This window comes from Streptomyces recifensis (genome assembly GCF_002154615.1).
Taxonomy (GTDB): domain Bacteria; phylum Actinomycetota; class Actinomycetes; order Streptomycetales; family Streptomycetaceae; genus Streptomyces; species Streptomyces griseoluteus.
The window spans coordinates 352-9,849 of the sequence record NZ_MUNH01000270.1; the positions used below are offsets into that span (position 1 = coordinate 352).

The window sequence follows — 9,498 nt, forward strand, 5'->3', positions numbered from 1 at the left end:
TCGGCGGCACGGGTGAAGTGCCGCGTCTCGGCCACGGCGACGAAGTACTGGAGTTGCTGGAACTGCACGCTTCCAGAATAGCCAGAGGCTATGGAAACCAGCCGATCCATGTCTTGGACCGATCGGCCCGCTCGGTCGTAACGTCCTGTCCATGGCTCTGGCAACGCGGACGGACCGACGGCCGTCGATGGCGCGCACGGTCTGGGACAGCTCCGTCGGCAAGAAGACCGTGATGGCCGTCAGCGGCATCGTGATGCTGCTGTATCTGGTCGCGCACATGATCGGGAACCTGAAGATCTTCTTCGGGGCCGGCGAGTTCAACAGCTACGCCCACTGGCTGCGCACGGTCGGCGAGCCGTTCATGCACTACGAGTGGACGCTCTGGCTCATCCGGGTCGTCCTGGTCGTCGCCGTGGTCGCCCACGCCACCGCCGCCTACCAGCTCAGCCGCCGTGACATCAAGGCCCGGCCCAGCAAGTACGTGCACAAGAAGGCACGCACCAGCTACGCCACCCGGACCATGCGCTGGGGCGGCGTCATCCTCGGCCTCTTCATCGTCTGGCACCTCCTGGACCTGACCACCGGCACCGCACACCCCGGCGGCTTCCAGGAGGGCCACCCGTACCAGAACGTGGTGGACACCTTCTCCACCTGGTACGGCGACGTCATCTACATCGTGGCGATGCTCGCCCTCGGCCTGCACATCCGGCACGGCTTCTGGAGCGCCGCCCAGACCCTCGGCGCCGGGGGCCGGACCCGCGAACGGTTCCTGAAGGGTGCCGCCAACGTCCTCGCGCTGCTGCTCACGGCCGGCTTCATCGCCGTACCCGTGGGCGTCATGACCCAAGTGGTGAGCTGACCATGACCTACACCGACTACGCGACCGGCGACCCGGTCGCCGACACCAAGGCCCCCGCCGGCCCGGTCCACGAGCGCTGGGACACCCGCCGCTTCGAGGCCAAGCTGGTCAACCCGGCCAACCGGCGCAAGCACACCGTCATCGTCGTCGGCACCGGCCTCGCCGGCGGCTCGGCGGGCGCCACGCTCGCCGAACAGGGCTACCACGTCGTCCAGTTCTGCTACCAGGACTCCCCGCGCCGGGCCCACTCCATCGCGGCGCAGGGAGGCATCAACGCGGCGAAGAACTACCGCAACGACGGCGACTCCGTGCACCGGCTGTTCTACGACACCGTCAAGGGCGGCGACTTCCGCGCCCGCGAGTCCAACGTGCACCGCCTCGCGCAGATCTCGGTGGAGATCATCGACCAGTGCGTGGCCCAGGGCGTGCCCTTCGCCCGTGAGTACGGCGGACTGCTGGACACCCGGTCGTTCGGCGGCGTCCAGGTCTCCCGTACCTTCTACGCCCGCGGCCAGACCGGCCAGCAGTTGCTCCTGGGGGCCTACCAGGCGCTGTCCCGGCAGATCGCGGCCGGGAACGTGGAGATGCACCCGCGCACCGAGATGCTCGACCTGATCGTGGTCGACGGCCGGGCGCGCGGCATCGTCGCCCGCGACCTGATCACCGGGAAGATCGACACCTACTTCGCGGACGCGGTGGTGCTGGCGAGCGGCGGTTACGGCAACGTCTTCTATCTGTCGACCAACGCCATGAACTCCAACGCCACGGCCATCTGGCGGGCGCACCGGCGCGGCGCGCTGTTCGCCAACCCCTGCTTCACCCAGATCCACCCCACCTGCATCCCGCGCACCGGCGACCACCAGTCCAAGCTGACCCTGATGAGCGAGTCGCTGCGCAACGACGGCCGTATCTGGGTGCCGAAGGCGGAGGGCGACACCCGTCCGCCCAGAGAGATCCCCGAGGACGAGCGGGACTACTACCTGGAGCGGATCTACCCCTCCTTCGGCAACCTGGTCCCGCGCGACATCGCCTCCCGCGCCGCCAAGAACGTCTGCGACGAGGGACGCGGGGTCGGACCCGGCGGCCAGGGCGTCTACCTGGACTTCTCCGACGCCATCGCGCGCATGGGCCGCAAGGCGGTCGAGGCCAGGTACGGCAACCTCTTCGACATGTACCACCGCATCACCGACGAGGACCCGTACGAGGTGCCGATGCGGATCTACCCCGCCGTGCACTACACGATGGGCGGGCTCTGGGTCGACTACGACCTCCAGACCACGGTGCCCGGTCTCTTCGCCATCGGGGAGGCCAACTTCTCCGACCACGGGGCCAACCGGCTCGGCGCCTCCGCGCTGATGCAGGGCCTGGCCGACGGCTACTTCGTGCTCCCGGCCACCCTCAACGACTACCTGGCCCGCCACCCGCACCAGGAGCCGCTGACCGGCGAACACCCCGAGGTGCAGGAGGTGCTGGCCGAGACGGAGGACCGGGTCAATCTGCTCCTCGCCGTCGACGGCGACCGGACCCCCGACTCCTTCCACCGTGAACTCGGCGAACTGATGTGGGAGTTCTGCGGCATGGCCCGCAACGCCGAGGGCCTGCGCAAGGCGCTCGCCGAGATCCCCCGCATCCGCGAGGAGTTCTGGCGCCGGATCAAGGTCCCCGGCACCGGCGAGGAGTTCAACCAGTCGCTGGAGAAGGCCAATCGCATCGTCGACTACCTCGAACTGGCCGAGCTGATGTGTCTCGACGCCCTGCACCGCGCCGAGTCCTGCGGCGGTCACTTCCGCGAGGAGTCCCAGACGCCGGACGGAGAGGCGGCCCGCCGCGACGACGAGTTCGGCTACGCGGCCGCCTGGGAGTTCACCGGCACCGGTGAGGCCCCCGTCCTGCACAAGGAAGACCTGGTCTTCGAGTACGTCCATCCCACCCAGCGGAGCTACGCATGAGGCTCACCCTGCGCGTCTGGCGCCAGCGGAACGCCGACACCGACGGCGCCATGTCCACCTACGAGGTGGACGGCATCTCGCCCGACATGTCCTTCCTGGAGATGCTGGACGTCCTGAACGAACGGCTCATCCTGGAGGGCGAGGACCCCGTCGCCTTCGACCACGACTGCCGCGAGGGCATCTGCGGCGCGTGCAGCCTCGTCATCAACGGCGACGCCCACGGGCCCGAGCGGACCACCACCTGCCAGCTACACATGCGGTCCTTCCGCGACGGCGACACCATCGACATCGAGCCCTGGCGCGCCGCCGCCTTCCCGGTGATCAAGGACCTGGTGGTGGACCGGTCCGCCTTCGACCGGATCATCCAGGCCGGCGGCTACGTCACCGCGCCCACGGGTGCCGCCCCGGAGGCGCACGCGACGCCGGTGCCCAAGCCCGACGCGGACTTCGCCTTCGAGCACGCGGAGTGCATCGGCTGCGGTGCCTGCGTGGCCGCCTGTCCCAACGGCGCCGCGATGCTGTTCACCTCGGCCAAGGTCAATCACCTGAACGTCCTGCCGCAGGGCGCGCCCGAGCGGGAGACGCGGGTGCTGGACATGGTGGCCCAGATGGACGCGGAGGGGTTCGGCGGCTGCACCCTGGCCGGCGAATGCGCCACCGCCTGCCCCAAGGGCATCCCGCTCTTCTCCATCACCGGAATGAACAAGGAGTGGCTGCGCGCGACCCGCAAGGCGGGCAAGCGATAGGGAACTCAGCGGACGTTCGCCACAGGGGGCGGACGGGCGGGGCCGGGAGTGGTGCTCATCCCCGGCCCCGTCTGCTGTGCTCCAGGGGTCAGATGCGGCGCACGGTGTGCAGGGACGTGGCGTAGGTGCCGGTGCCGTCCAGGAGGGACGCGCCGCCGAGGTCGGACATGGTGGGACCGTCGACCGTCTTCCGGCTGGACAGGAAGCGGCGCTTGCCGTCGGCGTCCGGGCCGAGGTAGATCCCGACGTGGTCCACGGTGACCGTCTCGTGGTCGTCGCTGGAGTCGGCGTTGAACAGCACCAGGTCACCGGGCTGGAGCAGCGCGGCCACCGGCGGCGCGGTGCCGTTCGTCCGGTCGACGACGACTCCGGGCGCGTAGTCGACGATGTCACGCGACTTGCGCGGTATCCGCGTCCCCGAGCTGTCCGCGCCCGCCGCCAGCGGTACGCCCATGTGGTAGCCGTACACCATCCGCGTGTAACCCGAGCAGTCCAGATTGCCGACCTGCTTGCTCGACGGTCCGGTGTAGGTGCCGTCGGGGAAGGTCCAGCCCACGTTCATGTACTCATGGAAGTCGGCGCCCTCGTAGCGGTAGCCCTGCGGGTCCAGATAGCCGTAACCGGCCTCGCCCAGCACCTGCTTGCCCTGGGCCGGCCCGTCCCCGGCGGTGACCGCCGGGGCGCCGCCGAGGAACATCGCCGCGTACGCGAGCACGTCCGGCGCGGTCGACCCGGCCCAGCCGCGCACCGTGCGCTCCAGGTCGGCCGTCCAGGTGCCGTCGAAGGGCTGCGGCAGCACGCGCACCCAGTCGCCGTGGGTGACGGTCGGCGGGGTGTCCCAGTTCGCGGCGTCCACCTCGAAGCGGCTCACCTGGAGCTTGACCGGAAGGTTGGTGCAGCCCTGGTTGGCCAGCGCCCGCAGGCCCACCCGGCCCGCGCCGAAGGTGGAGTCCGTGACGTCCACCGTCCAGGCGGAGGGCTCCGCCGTGCTCGTACGCCACGCCTTGACCCTGATCCGGGTGCCCTCCCGGCGCACCCGGATCGTGAAGTCGGTGCCCGCCGGGACGCCGGTCGCCAGGGTGGCGGCCGTGACGAGCTGGGTCACCGTGTCGGCGACCTCCTTCTCGACGCGCAGCTCGACCGCGCCGCTGGTCAGGAAGGACAGCCGGGCCCGGTAGCTGTTGTGGGTGTCCTGGTAGCCGAAGGACAGCGCGTAGGAGCACGCCTGGCCGGTGGGCACCTTGTCGAAGCGGGCGGTCGCGCGCACGTCCACGTCGGTGATCCGGTCGTCCCGCAGCGTGGCGTGGCGGCTGGCGTAGTCCGTGGTCAGCGCGATGACACCGGTGCCGGGCAGCACCGAGTAGTCGGTGTCGGCCGGGCCCAGCGTGGACCAGCTCCCGCCGCCCGGAGAGGTCCCCCAGTACGAGCGGTCGGCGGCCGGGAGCGAGGTGTCCGGCAGGGTGCGCCCGAAGTCGTCCACGAAGGGCCGCTTGTTCTCGGCGAAGGTTCTTCGCGGGCCCGGCACCAGCACGGTCCGCGCGCCCCGGGTGAGCAGGGCGACGCGTCTGCCGCCGCTGGTTATCTCGGTGCGGGCCGGGGTGCCGGGCAGCACGGTGGCGGTGAGCGGCGCGGCGAGGGTCAGCTGGGAGAAGTAGGAGGCGTCCAGCGGCGGCAGCGTCACCGAGGAGCGGGCCGAGGTCAGCCCGGCCGGGGCGGGCAGCGGGTCCACGGGGGCAGGGAGCGCGTCGGCCCGCGCGGGGGCGGTGGCCAGGGCGCCCAGGGGCAGGGAGGCGGCGGTGACGGCGAAGGCGGCCAGCAGACCGCGGCGAGAAGTAGTGATCATGCGATGCATGATCCCGCAACCGGCCGCGCACATGACCGCGTCCGGGTCGGATCTGTTCCGAGCCGGACGCGATCGGTGCCTGATGGAGAGTTCCGCCCGGCATCTCACCGGTACGGGCCGCCCCCGCGGATTCCTAGGAGTGCGGCGGGTTGTCGCGGTGCTGCTGGGAGCCGAACTGGTCCCTGAGCTTCTCCTGAGCGGTGTCCACCTGGGACTGGTGCTTGTTGCCGGTCCGCTGGTCGAGGTAGTCGCCACCCCTGTCGATGCCCTTGTCGGCCATGTCTTCGTGGCCCTTGAGCATTCCCTTGATCTTGTCCATAAAGGACATGGCAGCCCTCCTGGTCGCTTGAGGCTTCCCCTCCAAGGGTCACCGGCCCCGCCCGGCTTCGCATCTTGAACGCCAGGGGCCCGGCACGGCCGCCCTACAGTGGGCCTGTGGCACACAGCAGCGAACGTCCGGTGACCGTCTTCGACCTCGACAACACCCTCGCGGGGACCGCGCACCGGCAGCACTTCCTGGAGCGGCACCCGCGCGACTGGGACGGGTTCTTCGCCGCCGCGCCCCTCGACCCGCCGCTGGCCGAGGGTGTGGCGATGGCCCGTACCGCCGCCCGCACCTGCGACCTCGTGTACCTCACCGGGCGCCCCGAGCGGTGCCGCCGGGACACCCTCGACTGGCTAGCCCTCCACCGCCTCCCGGACGGTGAGCTGCACATGCGTCCCGCCCAGGACCGCAGGCCCGCCCGGACCACCAAGCTGGAGACCCTGCGCGGGCTCGCCCGGCGGCGTGAGGTGCTGGTCGTCGTGGACGACGACGAGCTGGTCTGCGACGCGGCCGAGCGGGCCGGCTTCGCCGTCGTACGGGCCCGCTGGGCCGAGTCCTCGGCCGCGCTGGAGCGGGCCCAGGAGCAGGAGGGGCGGACCTGAGCCGGCGGTGGCGGGCGGACGGCTCGGACGGCTCAGCCGTCTCAGACGTCTTCCAGGCGGAAGCCCACCTTCAGGCACACCTGGTACTTCTCGATCCGCCCGTTCTCGATCTGCCCCCGGACCTGTGTGACCTCGAACCAGTCCAGGTTGCGCAGGGTCTGGTCGGCACGGCCGATGGCGTTGCGGATGGCCTGGTCGACACCGTCGGTGGAGGTGCCGACGATCTCGCTGACCCGGTAGGTGTGGTTCGACATGGGTGGGTGCTCCTCTTCGCCGTACGGCAGGGTGACGGCGCCCGGCTGCCCCGATCAGTCCGGTTTGTCGCGCCGTAGTCCACCGTGCCGCATCCCCGCCCGGCGCGCGAGACATCGCCCGCCGGGCGGGGAGACGGCCGCTCTCGGAGGACCGCCACTCAGCGCGCCACGCTGAGCGAGAGCGCGAAGCGGTCCTCGGAGTCGGTCCACCAGTGGGTCAAGTCCAGCCCCGCCTCGTGCAGTTCGGCGCCGACTCCCTCGCGGCGGAACTTCGCCGAGACCTCGGTGCGCATCTCCTCACCGGCCGCGAAGTCCACGACCATGCCGAGCGCCGGGATCTTCACCGTCTGCGCGGTACGCGAGCGCAGCCGCATCTCGATCCACTCCCGCTCCGGGTCCCAGCGGGCCACATGGTCGAAGGCGTCCGGGTCGAAGTCGGCGCCCAGCTCGCGGTCGATCACGCTGAGCACGTTCTTGTTGAACGCGGCCGTCACCCCGGACGCGTCGTCGTACGCCCGCACCAGCACCTCCTCCTCCTTCACCAGGTCGGTGCCGAGCAGCAGCCCGTCGCCCGGCGCCAGCATGGCGCGCACCCCGGCCAGGAAGCCGGACCGCTCGGCGGGCAGCAGGTTGCCCAGCGTGCCCCCGAGGAAGGCGACCAGCCGGGGGCCGGGCGTCTCGGGGAGCGTCATCGGCTCGGTGAAGTCCGCGATCAGGGCGTGCACGGCGAGACCGGGCCGCTCCCCGGTGAGTGCCCGCCCCGCCTGCACCAGCGCGCTCTCGCTGACGTCGACCGGGACGTACGCCTCCAGCGAGGTCAGGGCGTCGATCAGATGGCGGGTCTTGCTGGAGGAGCCCGACCCCAGCTCGATCAGGGTGCGGGCGCCGCTGGCCGCGGCGATCTCACCGGAGCGGTTCTGGAGGATCTCCCGCTCGGCGCGGGTCGGGTAGTACTCGGGCAGCTCCGTGATCCGCTCGAACAGCTCGCTGCCGCGCGCGTCGTAGAACCACTTGGGCGGCAGCGTCTTGGGGTCGGTGGACAGGCCGTCGAGGACGTCGGCACGCAGCGCGGCGTCGGTCGCGTCCTCGGGGAGGGTACGGCTCACGTGCAGGCTCACGTGCAGGGCTCCTTCGGTGGCACGGACACGAGGTCCTCGACGGGATCGAGCCGCACCTCGGTACGGCTCGCGGTGACCACGGTGCGGTCGGGGACCTCCCGCCACAGCGGTTCGTCGTCGTACGGCTCGGAGGCGACGATCACGGCGGGTCCCGCTTCCGCGCGGTACCAGAGGCTGTCGCCCCAGGCGGTCGCGGTCACGGTCTCGCCGTCGGTCAGCAGCAGATTGAGACGGGAGGCGGGCGCGGCCTCGGCCAGTTGGCGGACCGTCGCGGCGAGGGCGTGTTCCGGCGCCTCGCCCGACCTGAGCCGGTGGAGGACCAGCGCCCACACGAACGCCGAGTCGGTGCGCGCCTGGAGCGACAGCACATCGACCGGGGGCAGCAGGGAGACCAGCGGGGCGGCCGAGACCGGCCAGCCGGCGACCGCCCCGTTGTGGCTGAACAGCCACCGCCCCGACGCGAACGGCGCGGCTGCGGCCTCCGCGTCCGCCCCCGTCAGCGTGGCGTCGCGCACGGCGGCCAGCACCGCGCCCGAGCGCACCACGCGCGCCAGGTCCAGCAGGGACTGGTCCGCCCAGATAGGCCCGGAGCGCCGGTAGCGGGCGGGCACCGGGTCGCCGTCCGCGTACCAGCCGACCCCGAACCCGTCCGCGTTCACCGTGCCGTTGCGCTGGCGCCGGGGCGCCCAGGACTGCCGGTACAGGCTGTGCGGCGGGTCCAGCAGCAGGTGCTTGAGCGGCTGCTGGGGTCCCAGATAGGCCAGGTGGCGGCACATCAGACGGACTCCGAGCGGGCGGTGCGGAACCCGGCGAAGATCTGCCGCCGGATCGGGTAGTCCCAGTTGCGGAACGTCCCCCGGCAGGCCACCGCGTCCACGGCGAACGAACCGCCGCGCATCACCTTGTACTCCGGCCCGAAGAACACCTCCGAGTACTCCCGGTAGGGAAACGCGGCGAACCCCGGGTACGGCTCGAGGTCGCTGGACGTCCACTCCCAGACGTCCCCGATCAACTGCCTCACCCCCAGCGGCGACCGACCGGCCGGGTAGCTGCCGACCGGGGCGGGGGAGAGGTGCCGCTGGCCCAGGTTGGCGTGCTCCGGTCCCGGGTCGGCGTCACCCCACGGATAGCGGGTGGAGCGGCCGGTGACCGGGTCGTGCCGGGCCGCCTTCTCCCACTCCGCCTCGGTGGGCAGCCTGCGCCCGGCCCAGCGGGCGTACGCGTCCGCCTCGTACCAGCACACGTGCAGCACCGGTTCCTCGGGCGGCACCACCTCGGTGACCCCGAACCGGCGCCGCAGCCACTGGCTGCCCTCCCGGCGCCAGTACAGCGGCGCCTTCAGGGAGTTGCGGCGTACGTGCGCCCAGCCCTCCGGGGTCCACCAGCGCTCGGTGTCGTAGCCGCCGTCCGCGATGAACGCCCGATAGGCCGCGTTGGTCACCGGCACCGTGTCGATCCAGAACGGCGCCACCTCCCGTACGTGCGCCGGGCGTTCGTTGTCCAGCGCCCAGGGCTCGGTGGAGGTGCCCATGGTGAACGGGCCGCCGGGCACGAGGACTTCCTCCGGGCCGGTGTAGGGCGGCACCTGCTCGTGGGCGGGCGCGGTCAGCGCGGCCGGGCCGGTGCGGAGCTGATGGGTGATCAGCATCGTCTCGTCGTGCTGCTGTTCGTGCTGGGCGATCATCCCGAAGGCGAACCCCGCCTCGGTGAGCCGGCTGCCCCCCTCGAAGTCGGCGCCCTCCAGCAGGTCCAGCGCCCGCCCGCGCACCTCGGCCGCGTACTTCCGCGCCTCCTCGGGCGGG

At 71.5% G+C, this 9,498-nt stretch carries 10 protein-coding genes; 4 read left to right on the forward strand and 6 right to left on the reverse strand.

Translation table 11 applies throughout. The features are described from left to right. Positions 1–187 precede the first annotated feature (187 nt). The 3 genes from CCN33_RS16055 to CCN33_RS16065 are packed head-to-tail and all read left to right on the forward strand — an operon-like array spanning position 188 to position 3,554. Complete coding sequence (locus CCN33_RS16055) at positions 188–859, forward strand: succinate dehydrogenase (protein WP_086694292.1); 672 nt, start codon at positions 188–190, stop codon at positions 857–859. Positions 860–861: 2 nt separating this feature from the next. Next, a complete protein-coding gene (locus CCN33_RS16060) occupies positions 862–2,808 on the forward strand; it encodes a fumarate reductase/succinate dehydrogenase flavoprotein subunit (protein ID WP_086694293.1) in 1,947 nt (648 codons plus the stop codon). After that, positions 2,805–3,554: a succinate dehydrogenase/fumarate reductase iron-sulfur subunit gene (locus CCN33_RS16065; protein WP_031182135.1), complete on the forward strand. Its 750-nt coding sequence runs from the start codon at positions 2,805–2,807 to the stop codon at positions 3,552–3,554. The genes CCN33_RS16060 and CCN33_RS16065 overlap by 4 nt, the downstream gene beginning before the upstream one ends. 88 nt (positions 3,555–3,642) lie before the next feature. Here the strand turns inward: CCN33_RS16065 and CCN33_RS16070 are convergent, their stop codons facing one another. Next, complete coding sequence (locus CCN33_RS16070) at positions 3,643–5,397, reverse strand: NlpC/P60 family protein (RefSeq protein WP_086694294.1); 1,755 nt, start codon at positions 5,395–5,397, stop codon at positions 3,643–3,645. Between the two features lie 133 nt (positions 5,398–5,530). After that, a complete protein-coding gene (locus tag CCN33_RS16075) occupies positions 5,531–5,725 on the reverse strand; it encodes an antitoxin (RefSeq protein ID WP_086694295.1) in 195 nt (64 codons plus the stop codon). Positions 5,726–5,832: 107 nt separating this feature from the next. On the opposite strand from CCN33_RS16075, the gene CCN33_RS16080 reads away from it, so the two are divergent. Continuing rightward, entirely contained in the window at positions 5,833–6,324 is a 492-nt protein-coding gene (locus CCN33_RS16080; protein WP_086694296.1) for a phosphatase domain-containing protein, read from the forward strand. A gap of 41 nt (positions 6,325–6,365) precedes the next feature. Here the strand turns inward: CCN33_RS16080 and CCN33_RS16085 are convergent, their stop codons facing one another. The 4 genes from CCN33_RS16085 to egtB all read right to left on the reverse strand — a co-directional run. Then, a complete protein-coding gene (locus CCN33_RS16085) occupies positions 6,366–6,578 on the reverse strand; it encodes a dodecin (protein ID WP_086694297.1) in 213 nt (70 codons plus the stop codon). Between the two features lie 158 nt (positions 6,579–6,736). Then, positions 6,737–7,696 carry an L-histidine N(alpha)-methyltransferase gene (egtD, locus tag CCN33_RS16090; RefSeq protein ID WP_086694298.1) on the reverse strand — a complete coding sequence of 320 codons (960 nt, stop codon included), beginning with the start codon at positions 7,694–7,696 and terminating at the stop codon, positions 6,737–6,739. Beyond that, positions 7,693–8,472: an ergothioneine biosynthesis protein EgtC gene (egtC, locus tag CCN33_RS16095; RefSeq protein WP_086694299.1), complete on the reverse strand. Its 780-nt coding sequence runs from the start codon at positions 8,470–8,472 to the stop codon at positions 7,693–7,695. The genes egtD and egtC overlap by 4 nt, the downstream gene beginning before the upstream one ends. After that, the coding region (egtB, locus tag CCN33_RS16100) for an ergothioneine biosynthesis protein EgtB (protein WP_086694300.1) at positions 8,472–9,498 on the reverse strand (1,027 nt) is incomplete at its 5' end. The genes egtB and egtC, both read right to left, overlap by 1 nt.

What these genes read in the sequence shown, in the direction of transcription:
- CCN33_RS16055 (WP_086694292.1), top strand. Translation starts at nt 188, where the DNA reads ATGGCGCGCACGGTCTGGGACAGCTCCGTCGGCAAGAAGACCGTGATG.
- CCN33_RS16060 (WP_086694293.1), top strand. Translation starts at nt 862, where the DNA reads ATGACCTACACCGACTACGCGACCGGCGACCCGGTCGCCGACACCAAG.
- CCN33_RS16065 (WP_031182135.1), top strand. Translation starts at nt 2,805, where the DNA reads ATGAGGCTCACCCTGCGCGTCTGGCGCCAGCGGAACGCCGACACCGAC.
- CCN33_RS16070 (WP_086694294.1), bottom strand. Translation starts at nt 5,397, where the DNA reads ATGATCACTACTTCTCGCCGCGGTCTGCTGGCCGCCTTCGCCGTCACC.
- CCN33_RS16075 (WP_086694295.1), bottom strand. Translation starts at nt 5,725, where the DNA reads ATGTCCTTTATGGACAAGATCAAGGGAATGCTCAAGGGCCACGAAGAC.
- CCN33_RS16085 (WP_086694297.1), bottom strand. Translation starts at nt 6,578, where the DNA reads ATGTCGAACCACACCTACCGGGTCAGCGAGATCGTCGGCACCTCCACC.
- egtC (WP_086694299.1), bottom strand. Translation starts at nt 8,472, where the DNA reads ATGTGCCGCCACCTGGCCTATCTGGGACCCCAGCAGCCGCTCAAGCAC.